This is a genomic window from Coriobacteriaceae bacterium (assembly GCA_025757745.1).
In the GTDB taxonomy this organism is placed as follows: Bacteria; Actinomycetota; Coriobacteriia; order Coriobacteriales; family Coriobacteriaceae; genus Collinsella.
The window spans coordinates 1,573,388-1,592,005 of sequence record CP107217.1 but is presented as its reverse complement, the minus strand read 5'-3'; the positions used below and the strand labels follow the sequence as shown (position 1 = coordinate 1,592,005).

9 protein-coding genes are annotated in these 18,618 nt (G+C 63.0%); 6 read left to right on the top strand and 3 right to left on the bottom strand.

Features of this window, described 5'->3' with window-relative positions; translation table 11 throughout:
• Positions 1-58 precede the first annotated feature (58 nt).
• Positions 59-1,321, bottom strand: a complete 1,263-nt coding sequence (mnmA, locus tag OGM60_06825) for a tRNA 2-thiouridine(34) synthase MnmA (protein ID UYI98606.1) — start codon at positions 1,319-1,321, stop codon at positions 59-61.
• Positions 1,322-1,338: 17 nt separating this feature from the next.
• The gene (cysK, locus tag OGM60_06820; GenBank protein UYI98605.1) at positions 1,339-2,277 is read right to left on the bottom strand and encodes a cysteine synthase A; all 939 of its coding nucleotides are present in this window, start codon (positions 2,275-2,277) and stop codon (positions 1,339-1,341) included.
• A 253-nt stretch (positions 2,278-2,530) separates the two neighbouring features.
• Here cysK and OGM60_06815 point away from each other — a divergent pair, with 253 nt between their 5' ends.
• Positions 2,531-2,959, top strand: coding sequence for an Rrf2 family transcriptional regulator (locus tag OGM60_06815; protein ID UYI98604.1), 429 nt, complete (start codon positions 2,531-2,533; stop codon positions 2,957-2,959).
• Positions 2,960-3,099: 140 nt separating this feature from the next.
• Here OGM60_06815 and OGM60_06810 read toward each other — a convergent pair whose 3' ends face one another.
• A complete protein-coding gene (locus tag OGM60_06810) occupies positions 3,100-3,465 on the bottom strand; it encodes a phage holin family protein (protein ID UYI98603.1) in 366 nt (121 codons plus the stop codon).
• Between the two features lie 324 nt (positions 3,466-3,789).
• Between OGM60_06810 and OGM60_06805 the strand changes: the two genes are divergently transcribed.
• The 5 genes from OGM60_06805 to OGM60_06785 all read left to right on the top strand — a co-directional run bounded on the left by OGM60_06805 (position 3,790) and on the right by OGM60_06785 (position 18,502).
• Complete coding sequence (locus tag OGM60_06805; protein UYI98602.1) at positions 3,790-4,089, top strand: YerC/YecD family TrpR-related protein; 300 nt, start codon at positions 3,790-3,792, stop codon at positions 4,087-4,089.
• A 185-nt stretch (positions 4,090-4,274) separates the two neighbouring features.
• Positions 4,275-7,373 carry a PD-(D/E)XK nuclease family protein gene (locus OGM60_06800; GenBank protein UYI98601.1) on the top strand — a complete coding sequence of 1,033 codons (3,099 nt, stop codon included), beginning with the start codon at positions 4,275-4,277 and terminating at the stop codon, positions 7,371-7,373.
• Between the two features lie 3 nt (positions 7,374-7,376).
• Complete coding sequence (locus OGM60_06795) at positions 7,377-11,009, top strand: UvrD-helicase domain-containing protein (protein UYI98600.1); 3,633 nt, start codon at positions 7,377-7,379, stop codon at positions 11,007-11,009.
• 177 nt (positions 11,010-11,186) lie between these two features.
• Complete coding sequence (gene dnaE, locus OGM60_06790; protein ID UYI98599.1) at positions 11,187-14,990, top strand: DNA polymerase III subunit alpha; 3,804 nt, start codon at positions 11,187-11,189, stop codon at positions 14,988-14,990.
• A 38-nt stretch (positions 14,991-15,028) separates the two neighbouring features.
• The gene (locus OGM60_06785; protein UYI98598.1) at positions 15,029-18,502 is read left to right on the top strand and encodes a DEAD/DEAH box helicase; all 3,474 of its coding nucleotides are present in this window, start codon (positions 15,029-15,031) and stop codon (positions 18,500-18,502) included.
• Positions 18,503-18,618: the final 116 nt, after the last annotated feature.

Sequence of the window (18,618 nt, the reverse complement as noted above, 5' to 3'; positions counted from 1 at the left end):
GGCGGTTTTAAACGCTTAAACAGTCCCTATTTCACCGCAATTTATGAAGGGGATGGGGCTACTTAAGTGCGCCGGTCACCGTGCCGCCGCCGAGGACGATGTCGCCGTGGTAGACTACAACGGCCTGGCCGGGGGCGATGGCTCGTTGCGGCTCGTCAAAAGTTAGCAGCATTTGCCCGTCTTCGTCACGCGTAAGGGTCGCTGCCTGGTCTTTCTGACGGTAGCGGTACTTGGCGCCCACGCGAATGCCGCCGGCATTGAGCTCTGCCTCCATGCGGTCGGCGGGGGCGCTCCAGATCCAGTCGTTGGCCGTGAGCGCTGTGGCCGTCAGGTCCTCGGCCTCGCCCAGATGCACAATGTTGTTGGCGGCATCGACGCCCGTTACGTACACGGGATGCGCCATCGCGACGCCCAGACCCTTGCGCTGGCCGATGGTATAACGCAACGCGCCGTTATGGCGTCCGACCACGCTGCCGTCGCGCCACACAATGTCGCCCGGTGCAGCGGCATGTCCGCAGCGGCGCTCGATATAGCCCGCGTAGTCGCCGTCCGCGATAAAGCAGATATCCTCGCTCTCGGCCTTCTTGGCGTTGATGAAGCCCTGCTCGGCGGCAATGCGGCGCACGTCGCGCTCTTTGTCCAGCCCAGCCAGCGGAAAGATCGTGCGTGCCAGGCGCTCTTGTGTGAGCGAATACAAAAAGTAGCTTTGGTCCTTTTTGAGATCTTCGCCGCGGTGCAGCTGCCAGGTTCCGTCGGACGCCTGGCTCGTTTTGGCGTAATGACCCGTGGCGATGTAGTCGCAGCCCATATCGAGTGCCGCATCGAGCAGCGCGCCAAACTTAATATGGCGGTTGCAGATGATGCACGGGTTGGGCGTCAGCCCCTCCTGGTAGGCGGTCACGAAGCGCTCGATAACATTGCGGTCGAAGGTCTGCTGTAGGTCGAGCACATGGTGGGGTATCCCCAGGCGCTCGGCGACGGCCTTTGCATCGGCGATGTCGCGATCGACCTTACCCATGCCCGTGACGGGATCGGGCGCGGGACAGGTGAGGCGCATGGTGGCGCCGACGCATTCGTAGCCCTGGCTTTTGAGCAGGTACGCAGTCACGCTGGAATCGACGCCGCCGCTCATGGCGACGAGCACGCGCTTGTTGTGCATGGGGAGGTTCTCCTTGGTGGCATGTGGCCAAAAAAGAAAAGCGGCGCGGGAGGCTGGTTCCGCGCCGCAGACATCGTAGCAAGTTCGGACGTCTCGTGGGACACCCTGATGGGATGGGCTCAGGCTACCGGGAGAGGGGAGACCGGTTCGCCCTGGGCTCAACCTATGGGCGACGGGCCCTAGCCCTGGAAGAGTGCCGTGGACAGGTAGCGCTCACCGGTATCGGCGAGCAGCGCCACGATGGTCTTGCCCTCGTTCTCGGGGCGCTTGGCCAGCTGTAGCGCGGCCCACACGGCGGCGCCGGACGAAATGCCCACGAGCACGCCCTCCTTGTGGCCCACGGCGCGGCCGGTGGCAAAGGCGTCCTCGTTCTCGACGGGGATGATCTCGTCGTAGACTCGGGTGTCGAGGACGTCGGGCACAAAGCCGGCGCCGATGCCCTGGATCTTGTGCGGGCCGGCCTGGCCCTTGGAGAGCACCGGGGAGGTGGCGGGCTCGACGGCGACGACCTGAATCTCGGGGTTCTGCTCCTTGAGGAACTCGCCCACGCCGGTCACGGTACCGCCGGTGCCGACGCCGGCGACGAAGATGTCGACCTTGCCGTCGGTGTCATCCCAGATCTCGGGGCCGGTCGTGGCTTTGTGGATGGCGGGGTTGGCGGGGTTCACAAACTGGCCGGCGATAATGCTGTTGGGGGTCTCCTTCTGCAGCTCCTCAGCCTTGGCGATGGCGCCCTTCATGCCCTTGGAGCCGTCGGTGAGCACGAGCTGTGCGCCGTATGCCTGCATAAGCTTGCGGCGCTCGACGGACATAGTCTCGGGCATGGTGATGATCACCTTGTAGCCGCGGGCGGCCGCCACCGAGGCGATGCCGACGCCGGTGTTGCCGCTCGTGGGCTCGATGATGGTGTAGTCGCCGCCGCGCACGAGCTTGCCTGCCTTCTCGGCCTCGTCAATCATGTTCTTGGCGACGCGGTCTTTAACTGACCCGGCGGGGTTGAAGTATTCGAGTTTGACGAGCACACGAGCCTTGAGGTCCTCGTCGGCCTCAAAATGAGTGAGCTCCAGGAGCGGGGTGTGGCCGATAAGCTGATCGATGGACGTGTAAACCTTGCTCATGGTGAACCTCCAAAGTGTTCAAGTTGCTGGTTGCCGTGTGGTTTCACGGTGTGTGTGGCAGCGAAACCCACAAACCTTATAGGTTGTTCGTTTTGCTGTTGGCAAGCATAGTAGACACCAAAGCCTAGTAACGCAATAGGAAATAGAAGATTATTACGAGTCGATTAACCATCTTGACGGGAATAGGTATTTTCAAAACCAATTTTTCGGCTAGAATTTCTACGAATTAAAAGACCGAAAGGCAGCTATATATATGTTGGTTTCCACAAAGGGCAGATATGCCCTGCGCGTTATGGTCGACCTGGCCGAGCACCAGGCGACAGGCCGTATCCCGCTTAAAGAGATTGCGGCGCGTCAGGGTATTTCGGAGAAGTACCTCGAGAATATTCTGGCTACGCTCGTGCGCGCCAACATGCTCTCGGGCATGCGCGGCAAGGGCGGCGGCTATGTGCTCACGCGCCCGCCCGAGCAGTACACGGTGGGCGAGATCTTGCGCCTGACCGAGGGCAGCCTGGCGCCGGTCGCCTGCCTGGATGGCGACTGCAAGGGTTGTTCGCGCTCTGACGAGTGCCCCACGCTCGACGTGTGGAAGAACCTGGACAAGCTTATCAACGACTACCTCGACGGTGTGACGCTCGATCAACTTGTCGCTCCCAACGAAGGCTACGACTACGTGATCTAGCCCACCTGCCATTTGGGGACGGGGTGGAAATGGCAGATTCTCTCGCCCTTTGAGACTTGGCAAATAAGAAGGCCGCCCATTTTTGTGATGGGCGGCCTTCGTTTTGGGCTGTTGAGACGGGCGCGGCCGGAATGGCCGTTTTAGCCCTCGGCGATGCTGTCGAGGATGCTGCGCATGATGGACACCAGGATGCTGCCCATAAAGGCCGATCCAAAGCTGGCGATGGAGATGCCCGCGCCCAGCAGATTGACCGACAGATAGCTGGCCAGCTCGAGCATAAAGCTGTTGACTACGAGCTGAAAAATACCCAGCGTAATGATCGTGAGCGGCAGCGAGATAACCGTCAGGAACGGCTTGACGAGCGAATCGACGATGTTCAGGAACAGTCCCACGAAGGCGAAACAGACCCAGGCCTCGGCAAAACCGAAGGGCTGGATGCCGGGGACGAGGAACGTGGCAATCGCGATGGCGATCGAGGTAAAGAGCCAGTTAAGCATAAAGCGCATGGTGTGAATCCTTTCTTGCGCAGGGTGCGTCGGTGTCGCGTGAAGCGGTTTGCTGCGGCAGCTTGGACGGCCGCTCGGGTGTGCCGCCTTGTTCGGCCGCCCATTGTCTCAGATATTCGTGGAGCTTACGTGCGCATTCGGTTTCAAAACGGCGTTCGTCCTAGAAAACGCGCCGCTGGCAGAGAGTTTTGTCGCTTTAGTTTGGTGGTGTGCTAAACTGCTACGGGCAAAAGCCACAGGCGTTGCCCTATTGCATAGAACGGGCGAACGATGCCCGATGTCAGTATCAACTTCGATGCCTTATGGCGGGTTTGGCGGTGATCGATGAATATCGAGAACATGTTTGACAAGCCTGATGTCAAGCAGCTGGTCCACGCATTTAGTCTTTTGGATGACGAGAAGGATATCCAAGCGTTTTTGACCGATATCTGCACGCCGCGCGAGATCTGCGATCTTTCGCAACGTCTGCAGGTTGCGCGCTATCTGGATGAGGGCGAGCCTTATGTTGAGGTTCAGGCCCGCACCGGCGCTTCGTCCACTACGGTGAGCCGCGTTTCAAAGGCGCTGAACGGCGAGTACGGCGGCTATCGCAAGATCCTCATCAAGCTGGAGGATGGCGAGTAGGCCAGCGACAACAAACGAATTGTGCAGAACCGTCCCTTCGGGGGCGGTTTTTATATGCCCGCAATCGGCTGGTGCGTTGGGGTCAGGTTGCTTTGCACCAAAACATGGAGCTGAGGTAGCAATCTGTCCGCGTGGGCGGGTAGGATGGAAGCATTGAATATTGCGAACGGTTTGAGTGGAGGACCATGCCTGTTCGAATCTATACCACCAACGCCGGCGCGGATTTGAGCGATGCCGAGGCGGCGCTGCTTGCCGACCTTATTGCCCGCCACGGGCGTGCCGTGCTGCTGGCGCCAACGTTTGCCGAGCTCGACCTGTGCCGTCATGATGCGGCGGAAGCCGGCGTTTCGCTGGGTATTGACTACAAGACGCCTACATCGTGGCTTCGCTCGCTTTGGGAGCTTTTGGGCGACGGGCGCGGTTTCGTCGACAACCTGCAGCGCCAGATGCTGTTTTCGGACATGGTAGCGCGTCTCGACGACGCCGACCTGCAGCCGCTTTCGCGCAGCCAGGGCACGGTGCGTATGCTCGCGCGTATGGCTCGCGATGTGCTGCCGGGTGTGGCAGGGACAGGTGCCGAGCGTTGCTGCGACAACGTTTGCAAGCCCAAGCCCAGAAGCGACGCCGAGGCTCGCGTGTTTGAACTTTTGTGCGCCTATGCGCGCGGTTTGGACCGTCGAGATATGGTCGAGCCCTGCGAGGCGGCTGACATTATGGCCGGCGCTTTGGCCGACAACCTGCCGGGGTGCGCCCGCGCCGTTTGCGTGCGCAGCGTCACGTCATTTACGTATAGCCTGCTCGAGCTGCTGTCCGCCGTGGCAAACAACGGGGGAGAGGTTGTCGTGCTGCTTGCTCGCGAGCAAGCGGCGATGCGCGAGGAGCTTGCCGCGGCATTTGATGTCCGCGGTGTGCTGTTTGAGATCGCGCCGCTGGACGAGGATGCCGGCGCTCCCGCGATTGCTCCAAAGTCCGTCGTACGTCCTGCCTTTGTGGAAGTCGCCGGGCCCCATGCCCGTGCCCGTGTCTATGCGGACGTCATCGATAAGATGGTGAAAGCGCGCAAGGAGTCCAAGGTCAACGATGCCGCCTCCGCACCCGTCGATCCCGTGCGCGTACTCGTGGTGTCCGCCCGGGCACCCCAGCTGTTCGGCGAACTCTCTGCTCGTTTGGCGGCGCGTCACATTGCGGCCGAGATGACTGAGTTTACGGCGTTTTCCCAGTCCATCGCGGGCAGGCAGTTTACGGCGCTCGCCAACCTGATCGAGCGTATGAAAGCCGCCGACGAGGGTACCGCTTCCAAGACCGAGTGGTGGCCCGCTCCAGAGCTTGCCGACTGGATTTATAGTCCGCTTTCGGGTGCCGACGCCGCGAGCGCCCGCGGCTTCGACAAGAACATGCGCCTGTCGCGCAACAAGACCACGGCGGGCGTCAAGAGCCTGCTGCAGAGCGTGCAGGGTCAGGTGAGGGGCGCTCGCAAGGCCGCCAGCGAAGAAAACTGGTTTAAGAACGTGCCATGCGTGGTCTCGGACGTGTTTCAGGCGCTGTGGCGCGACAAGCCCGTGACGGCGCTCAAGGCCATGCTCGCCGTTGCCGAGGCGCTGCCCGATCGCGCTCTAGGCGGCCTTGACGGCCAGGCCCGTCGCCAGGCAGAGACGGCTCTGCTGCGCCATGCCATCGACATCCTTATGAACGATGCTCGCGCGCTCGACGTGTCGCAGGCCGCGACCGTGCCAGTTCTCGACGGCGTTCGAACCAAGGTGGACAAGCGCAGTACCGCTTACGATTACGTGACCTACGAGGTCGATCGCACGCCACGGGCGCAAGTACGCTTCGCGTCGCTTGCCGATGCGTCGGTCCTGCGTCCCGGCGACTACGATGCCGTGCTGTTTGCCGATGTCGACCTGGACAGCTACCCGCTTTCGCACGAAGAGGGCCCGCTTGCCACGTTGACGGCCGAGCTGCGTCGCGACGGCGTGTCTTTGGAGCCCGCCGCCCTGCTGCGCGTGCGCTTTGGCCGTGCAATGCAGGCGGCGAGCGGTCCGGTTGCGCTCGCCCGCGTGACGCACGATCGCCAGGCACGCGAGTGCTACCCGGCAGCCGTATGGACCGAGCTGCGGGCGCATGCCGAGGCCGCTGGCGCCGCCAAGGTTACGTGCGTGGGCGAGGGCGATATTATCGCCGACTTTGATCCCGCTGCAGGCGAAGGTCTTAGGCGCGAGCGCGTGACCTGCGAAGCTCCTCAGCATCTGAGCGATGAGGCCATTCCGTATCTGGTCCTGCGCCGTCGCGATGGCGAGGGCGAGGATGCGCCGCTGGTGCCGCGCCTGACGTCTGCCTCGCAGATCGAGGCCTATTCGACCTGCCCGCTATGCTGGTTCGTCTCGTACCGCGTGAAGCCCCAGTCGATCGACGCCGGCTTTGGCAATATGGAGAAGGGCAACTTTGTCCACGACGTGCTGGAGCACCTGCACGCCCGTCTGCCCCAAGAGGGCATGGAGCGCGTGACGCCCGAGAACCTGCCACGTGCCCAGGAGCTGCTGCGCAAGGTCTTTGACGAGACCTTGGCCGAGCATGCCTCCAAGCGTGGCAACGAGGGCCCGCTCGTGCCGCTCTCTCCGGTGGAGGAGCGCCAGGTGGCCGAGATTCTGCCGCAGCTGGAGGGCGTGCTTGCCTATGAAGCCGAGGCGCTGACCCCCTTTGTTCCGCGCTACCTGGAGTTTGCCTTTAACGATCTTAACGTTGAGTATGCCGGCTGGCCGCTTGGCGGGCGCATCGACCGTGTGGACGTGGACGCCGAGAATCGCGCCGTGGTAATCGACTACAAGCATCGCACGGGCGTTGAGGAGTTTAAACTCGCCGACCCTACGGTGCGCGACGAGGAATCGGGTGAGGCTGCCATCGACGACCCGCGGTGGCTACCGCCACATACCCAAACGCTCATCTACGCCCAGGCCATGCGCCGGGCGCTGGGCCTAGATACCCGTGCTGCGCTCTATTTCTCGACCAAGGGCGGCAAGCCCGCGCTGCGCGGCGCGGCGAGTGCCGAGTTGCTCGAGGAAGAGCGCGGCGACGGTCGCATCCCGGGGCTTAAGAAGGGCTTTCCCGGCGAGGGCGGCAACATGGACTTCGATGCGCTGCTCGACCGCGTGGAGGCCGGCATCGCCGAGCGCCTGCGCGAGCTCGAGGCGGGCAACGTGGCTGCTGTCGACCCGGCGTCGACGCAGGCCGCGCATGCGCGCTGCTCGTATAACCATGAAGGAACGTTTGTAAGGAGGGACGTGTAGACCATGGATCTTTCGACCTTGATGCCGCAACAGCTGCAGATCGTCAAGACGCTCGACCGTCCGCTGTTTGTCTCGGCGGGCGCCGGTTCGGGCAAGACCTTTACCCTCACGCGCCGCATCGTCTACGCGCTCTCGCCCGAATCCGGTCCGTTCGTTGAGCATCTGAACCAGGTGCTCGCCATTACCTTTACCAAAGATGCCGCGGCCGAGATCCGTGACCGCGTGCGTCGCGCGCTTATCGAAGAGGGTATGGACGAGGAGGCCCTGACCGTCGACGACGCTTGGATCTCGACCATTCACGGTATGTGTTCGCGCATCCTGCGCGCGCATGCGTTGGAGCTGGGCATCGATCCCGAGTTCACGGTGCTTACCGATACCGATGAGCTTATGGATCAGGCTGTTGAGCATGTGCTGGCCCGCGCGACGGCGCCCGATGCCGCCCCCGAGCTCGCGGCATCGCTCAAGGCCCTCTACGCCTGGTATCCCATGGCGGGCGAGGGCGGTCCCTTTGGCGCCGGCACGACCATCAAGGGTCTGGTGCGCGACCTGCTGGAGCTCTCGAGCCAGCTGCCGGGCGGTATGGACGACGTGCGCGTGGCGCGCGGCCAGGCCGACACCTCGGCCCTTGCCGATGCCTATCGATCGGCGTTGGGCGCAAGCAAGGCCGCGACCGAAAAAGCGCAGACGGCGCTCGATGCCATCGACGCGTTCGAGGCGAGCGGCAAGACCATGGCCGATGCGGCGCGACTCATGATGTCGTGCACCATGCCGCGCGCGAGCAAGGCATTCCCTAAGGAGCAGGTGGAGCTACTCAAGGCAGAGGCCGCCGATGCGTTTATCAATATCGTGCTGGCCTGCGGCGGTCCCGCGCTCGAGGCACTGGTGGGGCTTGCCCGTGCTGTAGAGGCTGAGTACCGCGCGCTCAAGGCCGGCCAGTCTGCCCTCGACAACAACGATCTGCTGCGCATGGCCTACGAGGCCCTGCGCGATTACCCGGCCATCCGAGCGGCATACGAGGGTCGCTTTAAGATGGTCATGATCGATGAGTTCCAGGATACCGATCAGATGCAGGTCGACCTGATCCGTTACCTGACGGGTGCGGGGGAGCGCGCGTTGTGTACCGTAGGCGATGCACAGCAGTCGATCTACCGCTTCCGCGGGGCGGAGGTCGAGGTGTTCCGTCGCCAGGAGCGCAAGGTGGGCTCCTCTGCTGCGCCCGAGACGTCCGTCGCATCCGATGCCCCTGCCGGCGAACTCGTCAAACTCGTGCGCAATTTCCGCAGCCACGACGAGGTGCTGCGCTATGTGGCACGCGTCTTCGACGGCGATGACGGCGGCCTGATGCAGGGCTTTTTGGATCTTGAGGCGAGCGACGGCCACAAGGACACGCTGGTGGCGGACGCCTCGCGCCGCCAGGCCTTCTTTGTTGCCGGCGGCAGTATGCAGGAGCGCACGCAGGCCAAGGCCCGTGCGATCGCCGAGCGATTCCATGCGCTTGCCGATGCCGGCCAGCCCCAGGGCGGCATGGTGCTGCTGCTGGGTCGCATGACCAATGCCGGCGTCTACGCGCAGGCCTTCCGCGACCAAGGACTCGACTGCGTCATCGCAGGCGGCTCGGTCTTTGCCCAGGCGGCCGAGGTGCAGACGGTGCGTGCCCTGGTCTGCGCGCTCGCCAATCCGGCCGATACGGCCCAAGGCCTTATGCCGTTGCTGGCCTCGCCGATGTTTGCACTCGGCGCCCAGGAGTTCCTGGCGCTGGCGACCAAGCTCGACGAGCAGACGGGCGAGACGTCGCGCCGCAATATCGATGTGGGCATCATGAGCGATTCCGATGTGCCGGGTTTGCAGAACCTGCCGCTCGTGACGCGTGCCCGCGAGGTGCTGCGCTACGCGCTTCGTCGCGTGGGACGCGATTCGTTCGCCGCCATCGCGCGCGATGTGGTCAATGCCTCCGGCTGGTTCGTGCGTCTGGCGCAGCGCGGCCCCGAGGGCAAGGCCATTGCCGCCAACGTGCTCAAGGCGCTCGACGCCGTGGCCGAGGCAGAGGCCGAGCTCGGCAATTCTCCGCGCTCCATCGCGCTCGCCTTCGACCGCTTCTTGGCGGGCAAGGAGGCCCCGGGCGCCCTCAACGAGGAGGGCGACGGCGCGGTGCGCATCATGACCGTGCATGCGTCCAAGGGCCTGGAGTATCCGGTCGTGGCGGTTGCCGAGTGTTTTGGCGTGCGCAAATCGTCCGGTGCGGCACAGATGGGTCGCGTCGAGGGCGGAGCGCAAGTCGTGGCGCTGCCGGCGCGCTTCGATGGCGTTAAGCTTGCCGACGGAACCTTCGTGAAGGGCGATGACGTCAAAAAGCAGTTTGAACACGCGTTTAAGGGCAAGGGCACGTCGCTGTGGCTGCCGCCAGAGCTTATGGAGGACGTATGCGCGACGGGCTCTCCCGCCGAGGCATTTGCCCGCCTGCGTAACGACGACCTGCAGCTTTCGCTCGAGGAGCGGGCTCGTCTGCTCTATGTCGCCATGACGCGAGCGCGCGAGCTGGTGATCTTGGCGATGGATGCCGGCGTGAGCCGCGGCAAGGTGACGGCGCCGACCTTCGATGTCGAGACCGATCTGACCTACGACGTGCTGCGCCGCATCCTGCCGACCGGCAGCCTGGACATGCCGCAGCTCGATAGTGACCGTTTGGTGTTCGACAACTCCAAGCCGGGCGATTACGAGCTCATCTCGCTGGCGGACTTTACGTTTGGTGAGCAGGCGTTTGAGGCTAACGCTTCGCTGGATGCCGAGGGCAGGCTTGTTCGCGGCGATGTCGATACAGATACTGCCGACGATTCGGCCAGTACAATCGTTCCCGGTCCTGCCGACCCCAAGCCCGATTCGTTTGAGCTTGTGTATCCCCAGGCAGTGGGCGTGCGCATGGGCATCTGTCCGTATCCGATGCGTGATTCGTATAGCTACTCGTCAATCGCCGCGGCGCTCCATGCCGAGGCGGAAGATCGTTCCGCCGAGGCGCGTGTTCCCATGGACGAGGCCGGCGATGATGCGGAGTCGGATGGATCGGAGATGACGGATGCAGACGTGGCCGCCGTTGAGCCCGCCGGCAACCCCATGGCGCTGGGCTCGGCGTTCCATGCCGCCTGCCAGTGGCTGATCGAGATGGGTGCCGATGCGCTGCCCGCTGAGCGTGCCGATGCGCTGGCGCGCCTGTGGTGCCTGACGCCGGAGCAGTGTGAACGCTTCGACGTTGCCCTGGACCGCTGGCTCAAGTCGGCTGTTCGTGCCGACCTGCTCGCGTGGCCGTGCGTTCGCGCCGAGGTGCCGTTCTTTTCACTGGGCTGCGAGGACGAGGACATCGCTCGCTACGGTGCTTATGCCGAGGGCGCCATCGACGCTTTGGCGACGAACCCGGCGGATTCGTCATGCGCGCTGGTCATCGACTACAAGACGGGCGGCACGCCGGACGAGACGCCGGACCAGCTGCTCGAGAAGCACGCCTTGCAGGCACGTGTCTATTCGGATGTCCTGCACAAGGCGGGCTTTGAGGCCGTGACCGTCAAGTTCGTCCGCGTGGAGCAGCCGGATCCAACCATCTTCGTCGAACCCGCCGAGCCTCAGGTGGTCACCTACAATTTCTAGTCCTCAGATAACTTGCGGTGGAATAGTTCCTGTATTGCGGCCCAGGTGGCCCAAGCGGGAACTATTTCACCGCAACTCAATAGGAGCCGTGTGGGTTTGGGCTAGGTTCGGGTGCCGTCCGCGCCGTGCGGTAGAATCGTAACCCTAAGATCACGAACCCGCATCGGAGCTCATCACATGGCATTTGTCCATCTGCACAATCACACTGTTTTCTCCATGCTCGACGGCGCAACCCGTATCCAGGATATGGTCAATCGCGCCGTAGAGCTGGGCATGCCCGCCGTGGCCATTACCGATCACGGCTACATGTATGGCGTGCCCGACTTGGCGCTGGCCTGCGACGCCGTCAACCACAACACGCCCGAGTACAAAACCTGGAGCCACGACAAGGCCTTCTTGGAAAAGGATCGCCGCGACGAGTTGGTGGAGCCCGATCCCGAGGAAAACCCGCGCGAGCATGCCCAGTATGTGAAGGACATGGCCATGTGGGACGAGAAGGGCAATATCGACGAGCTCAAGCCACCCCTGGTCATCAAACCCATCTTTGGCTGCGAGGTCTACTTTACGCCGGACGAGACGCTCGCCCGCGACCATAAGCCCGAGCTCTACCACATGATCCTTCTGGCCAAGGACCAGGAGGGTTACGTCAACCTGATGCAGACGGTCTCCGAGGCCGCCGTGCAGGGCTTTTACTACAAGCCGCGCGTGACGCTCGACAACCTGCGCCGCCATGCCAAGGGCATGATCTGCACCAGCGCCTGCATCGCCGGCATCATTCCCAAGTACATCGACCGCGGTGATATGGAGGGCGCCATCAAGTGGGCCGAGACTTTCCGTGACACCTTCGAGCCCGGCGACTTTTATATCGAGATCCAGGAACACGGCATCACCACCGACAACGGCCTGACCGACGAGCAGATGGACCGCACGCTCATCGACATCGCCAAGCAGGTGGGCGTCAAGGTCATCGCCACCAACGACTTCCACTACCTGCGCCGCGAGGACGCGCCCGTGCAGGACGTCATCATGTGCATTGGCATGAACGCCAAGGTCGACGACCCCAACCGCATGCGCATGACCGGCTCGGAGTTTTACATGAAGACCGAGGAGGAGATGCGGGCGATGTTCCCGTATTGCCCCGAGGCCTGCGACAACACGCTCGAGATTGCCGACAAGTGCTATGTGGAGCTGGACTGGGATTCCATCATCCTGCCGCGCTTCCCGTTGCTCGATCCCGGCGAGACGCACGAGAGCCAGTTCCGCCGCGAGTGCGAGAAGGGCCTGCGCCAACACTACGGTGACGACTGGGCCACGCGCGAGATCTGTGGCGTCAACATCAAAGAGCGCTTTGAGTACGAATACAAGGTCATCTGCGACAAGGGCTTTGCCGCCTACTTTTTGATCGTCGCCGAGTACGTGCAATGGGCCAAGGACAACGGCATCGGCGTCGGTCCCGGCCGTGGCTCGGCCGCCGGTGCTATCGTCGCCTACGCCATGAACATCACCGCGTTCGACCCGCTCGAGAACGGCCTGATGTTCGAGAGGTTCCTGTCCCCGCAGCGTACCGAGATGCCCGATATCGATATGGACTTCGACGATGAGCGGCGCCTCGAGGTCGTGGAGCACGTTCGCCAGCTCTACGGCCCCGAGAAGGTCACCCACGTCATCACCTACTCGACCATTAAGGCCAAGCAGGCCATCAACGACGCCGCACGCGTTCTGGACTACCCGGTCTACATGGGCCAGCGCCTGTCCAAGATGGTTTCGAGCGACCCCAAGGTCAAGCTCAAGCAGGTGCTCGAAAAGCAACCCGGCAAAGAGGATCTGTTTAACCCCGACTTTGCCGAGGCCTATAAAAAGGATGACGACGCCCGCCGTATCATCGACACGGCGCTCTCGATCGAGGGCCTCACCCGTGGCGAGGGTGTGCACGCGTGCGCCGTCCTGATCTGCCGCGATCCCGTCAACGAGCATGTGCCCACCAAGCTCGATACCAAGGGCGGCGTCGAGATTACCCAGTACGAGGGTCATACCGTTGCCGACATGGGCCTGCTCAAGATGGACTTCCTGGGCCTGCGCACGCTGACGGTTATCTCCAAGGCCAAGGCAAACATCAAAAAGAACTTCGGCATCGACATCAAAGAGGAAGAGATTCCTTTTGACGACCCCGAGATCTTTAAGCTCATGGGTTCCGGCCACACCGCCGGCGTCTTCCAGGTCGAGTCCGCAGGCATGACGGCCACGATCAAGAACATGAAGCCCACCGAGTACAAGCACGTCGTAGCATTGATCGCCCTGTACCGCCCGGGCCCGCTGGGCGCCGGCATGGTTTCGTCCTACATCAACCGTATGAACGGCAAGGAGCCGGCGGTCTCCTACGACGACCGCCTGGACGACATCCTGGGCGAAACCTACGGCACCATGGTCTACCAGGAGCAGGTTATGCTCATCTCCGTCGAGATGTGCGGCTTCTCCAAGGGCGAATCGGACTCGCGTATCCGTAAGCCCGTGGCTAAGAAGAAAATCAAGCTGCTCACGTCGACGGTGCTCCACTGGGAGGATGGCTCCGACGAGACCACCTACGACCACTGGATGAACGGCGCCATCAAGAACAACTACACGCGCGAGGTCGCCCAGAAGATTTGGGACGATGTTCTCGAGTTCGCGTCCTACGCCTTCAACAAGTCGCACTCCGCCGGCTACGCCATTCTGGTTATGCAGACGGCGTGGCTCAAGGCGCACTATCCGCACGAGTACATGGCGGCCGTTCTGACGTCCTATACGGGCAAGACCGACAAGATCGTGCACTACGTCTCGGCATGCCGTCACGACGGCATCCCCGTGCTGTCGCCAGATGTCAACGAGTCCGGTACCGAGTTCACGGCTACCAAGGAGGGCGTGCGCTTTGGTCTGGCCGGCATCCGCTGCGTGGGCACCGGCGTGGCGCAGGCGATTATCGCCGAGCGCGAGGCGGGCGGCCCGTTTAAGACGCTGCACGACTTTGTCGAGCGCGTGGACTCGAGCCAGGCCAACCGTCGCGTGATCGAATCGCTCATCAAGGCAGGCGCCTTCGACTCCACGGGGTATCCGCGTCGCCAGATGATGCACTTTGTGGATAAGAACAACCCCGAGAACATCATCGATGCCGCCGTGAAGCGCCAAAAGGATCGCGCGAGCGGCCAGACGTCGTTCTTCGATATGTTCGGCGACGTTGAGGGCTCGGGCTTTGAGGTGAGCGTGCCCGATCCGGACGGCCAGGAGTGGGACCGCCACCTTAAGCTGAGCCAGGAGAAGGAGGTTCTGGGCATCTATGTCTCGGACCACCCGTTGCGCCCGTTTGAGTATGCGCTAGCCAAGGCGCGCGACTTCTCGTTCTCGCAGATCGACACCGGTTACGAGGTGCAAAACCCCACGGGCGGTACCATCAACCAGGAGATTCCCGAGGGCAAGGCGCTGTGGTGGGCCGGTATGGTCTCGAGCGTGTCCAAGCGCGTGACCAAAAACGGCGACCCCATGGGCATCGTGCAGCTCGAGGACATGGAAGGTGAGGCCACGGTCGTGGTGTTCCCCAAGACCTACAAGGAGGCCGAGGGGTACCTGTACGGCGAGGTCGATCCCGAGACCGGCGCGCAGCTGTCCGATGCGTTTGTGCGCATTAAGGGCAAGCTTGAGCGCTCGGACCGCGGCGATCAGATCATCGCGCAGGAGATCGTGCCACTGGAGCTTAATGAGGAGAACAACAAGCCCAAGGTGTTTGAGGTCATGGTGCCCAACAGCCGCTTTAGCCAGGGCAATATGGCGCGTCTTGCCACGGTGCTTACCGCCAACCCGGGCGGCGACCGCGTGGAGATCTTTATCGAGCAGGTGGACGGGCGTGTGCTGCGTGCCGAGGTGCCGGCCAAGGTCAACGCACGCTCGATTCCGCTGTTGGCAGAGGCAAAAGCCATCGTGGGTAACCAGGGTCGCGTGACGGTGATCTAAGGGCGACCTTGCTGGTCCGCGCGAGATTGGAGGAAGTGATGGCACAGGGGACGTTTGCGCAGGCGCTCCGTAAGGAGGCGGCGCTCAGCAGTACCTTTATGAAGGGGCGCTCGCTCATGCTCAACGGCGCCGTGCTGTCGTTTGAGGACTCCGGCTCGCGCTTCTCCAAAAATGTGACTATCGAGGGCACGGTGCGCGGCTCGCGCGGCGACCTGTATAAGACACACGTGGCGCTCGATATGGACGAGCACGAGGTTATCGACTACAACTGCGATTGCCCCGCCGCCTTCCGCTATTCCGGCATGTGCAAGCACGCCATCGCCACGGCGTTGGCGTATCTGGATGCCAGCGGCGCCGAGCCCGTCGAGGGTTTGCGCACGCCGGTCCGCACGTTTACGGTACCGCCCGCACAGTCCAAGCAGCCCACACGCCCCGCGCCTACCGCATCTGCGGTCAACCCCAACTTTCCCTTCCCGGCGCCCGTCCCCACGAGCCCGAGCCTTGTGGCGGCGCTTTCCGATCTTTCGGACGCGCGCATGGACGAGCTCGTGGCCATGCGTCGCAAGCTCGCCGGCACCATTGCCCCCGATGCGCCCAAAGCGGTGCTGGAGCCCTCGCTGGTGCCGTACTACAATCCGCTGTTTGTCGATCGCTTTAACTGGGCGCTCGAGTTTCGCATTCGCTGCGGTTCGGTGTCCTACGTGGTTAAGGATATCGACGGCATGGCCGATGCCTATGTGCGCGGCGGTACGTTCTCCTATGGCAAGAAGCTTACGTTTGCCCATGTGCCCGAGGCTTTCGATGACGTGTCGACAAAGCTGCTCGACTTTATCGCAATGACGGTCGCCTACCTAGGCGATATTACGAGCTCGCGCTCGGCATCGTATGACTTTGCCCGCAGCGGCTTTGTCGCCGAGCGTCAGTTGCCGGTATCCGAGTATTCCGTCGTGTCCGTGCTGGACCTGCTGCGCGGCAGGACCATGTCCTTTGAGCCCGCTTGGTCGCGGGGGACGACGACGCATCGCTCCTACGAGGTGGCAGTCGAGCCGTCGCCGCAGGGGGAGGGCGAAGTCCCGGCTAAGCGCCCGCTGCTCCTTGCCGCCAAGATTGCACCGGCGGCGGGAGGCAGCTACGACTTGCGCCTTCCGGCCGATATGTACTGCTTTGTCGCGGGCGACGCAGCCTATCTGGTCGATACGCGCCGCGCGCGCCGTACCGACACGGCGTTTGCCCAACATGCGGCGCCGTTCCTTTCGCACTTGTTGCCCTGCCGCACGCCGGTCCATATCGCCGCCGACCAGGTGGGCGAGTTCTGCCGCATGGCGCTGCCTATCTTGCGCGACTATACCGACCTGACCGCTCCCGCCGCGCTCGGCGCCGTGGCACCCGAGCCGAGTTTTGCCATGGCGATTGGCGTCGACGATGGTCTTGTGACCTGCAAGATTACGGTGACCTACGGCGATTGGTCGGCAGATCTCTTTAGTCTTGGTGCTCCGGGCAGTCCTTTCGAAGAGCAACGCCCCGGCGTTCCGCTCCGCGATGCCGTGGCGGAGTTTCGCGTTATGGACACGGCGGCCCTGTACTTCGATTTCTGCGAGGGCGGCCTGGCGTTTGAGGAGCGCGACGACGCCCGCCTGTTCCACTTGCTGACCGAGGGCCTGTCTGCCCTGTCCGAGCTGGGCGAGGTCATGCTCAGCGACCGCCTGCGCCAGATCTCGGTACGCCCTGCGCCCAAGCTCTCGGTGCGCGCCACCGTCAAGAGCAACTTGCTCGACGTCGAGCTGGGTGCGAGCGGGCTTTCGGCGGCAGACCTTGCCATCTACCTTGACTCCTACAAGCGTCACCAGACGTTTGCGCGCCTTACATCCGGCGACATCGTTCGCCTGGACGAGGGCGCTCGTGCCGCGTTTGGCCTTGCCGAGGACTTGGGCGTCGGTGCCGTCGACCTGCTCGACGGCGTGTCGCTTCCCGCGTCGAGTACCCTGTTTGTCGACAGCATGCTTGCGCGCACGCCCGCGCTCGAAGCCGATCGCGACGCTGCGTTCCGTCGCACCGTCGAGCGCTTGGATACGCTCGGCAAGATGGACTTTACGGTGCCGGTCTCGCTCAAGGCCACACTGCGCGGCTATCAGGTCGACGGCTACCAGTGGCTCGGCTCGCTTGAGCATCTGGGCCTCGGCGGTATCTTGGCCGACGATATGGGCTTGGGCAAAACACTGCAGATGATCGCGCATATCCTGGCGCGCGTGGAGGCGGGGGATGCCAAGCCCACGCTCGTGGTGTGCCCTGCGTCGCTCGTGTATAACTGGACCGCCGAGCTGGAGCGCTTTGCGCCTTCGCTCGACGTGTGCACTATCGTGGGCGCCAAGGCGCAGCGCCGCGTGCAGATAGCCGGCGCTGACGAGCATAACGTGGTTGTAACGTCGTATGACCTCATGCGGCGCGATATCGACGAGTATGCCGAGCAGGACTTTGCCCGCGTGGTGCTCGACGAGGCCCAGTACATTAAAAACCCGCTCACGCAGGTGGCGCACGCCGCCAAGCGTCTGCCTGCCGGCGTGCGCTTTGCCCTGACGGGCACGCCCATCGAAAACCGCTTGTCCGAGCTCTGGAGCATCTTCGACTTTTTGATGCCGGGCCTGCTTGGCTCGCGCGAGTCGTTTGCCAAGCGCTTCGAAAGCCCGGTCGAGCACGCCGAGGGTGACAGCGCCGCTCGCTTGCAAGCGCTCGTGTCGCCGTTTGTGCTGCGCCGCGTTAAGGAAGACGTGGTGGCCGACCTGCCCGAGAAGATCGAAGACACCGTCATGGCACAGCTCACCGGCGAGCAGCGCAAGCTCTACCTGGCCAACCAAGACCGTATCGCCCAGCAGGTGCAGCATCGCGAGGCATCCGAGTTTAAGAAAGACAAGCTCAAGGTGCTCGCCGAGCTCACCAAGCTGCGCCAGATCTGCTGCGACCCGCATCTACACTACGAGGACTACAAGGCAGGGAGCGCCAAGCTCGACGCTTGCATGGAGCTCGTGCACGGTGCGCTCGACGGCGGGCACCACATTCTGCTGTTCAGCCAGTTCACGGGCATGCTCGATATCATTGGCAAGCGCCTGGCCAAGGAGGACATCGGCTTTCTTAAGCTCACGGGCACTTCGTCCAAGGAGAGCCGCGCCAAGATGGTCGCGCAGTTCCAGGCGGGCGAGGTGCCGGTGTTTCTGATCTCGCTCAAGGCGGGCGGCGTGGGCCTCAACCTGACGGCGGCCGACGTGGTCATCCACTACGACCCGTGGTGGAACGTGGCCGCGCAGGACCAGGCGACCGACCGCGCGCACCGTATTGGCCAGCAACATACCGTGACCGTGTACAAGCTCATCGCCAAGGACACGATCGAGGAGCGCATCATGCAGATGCAGGAGTCCAAGCGCGACCTGGTCAACAGCGTGCTCGGCGGCGACGGCATCTCCTCGGCGCTGTTTGCCCGCGAGGATGTTCTGGCGCTGCTCGGCGGCGACGGGCGTTAACCCGCTCGGGTGGGGCCGCCGGGGCGGATAGTACGCGCCGCCCCACCGTTCCCGCCCGTTATGTGTTCATTTGCCATGCCGTGGATGGTTCGCCTGCCTTTGGGCATAAGAACCAT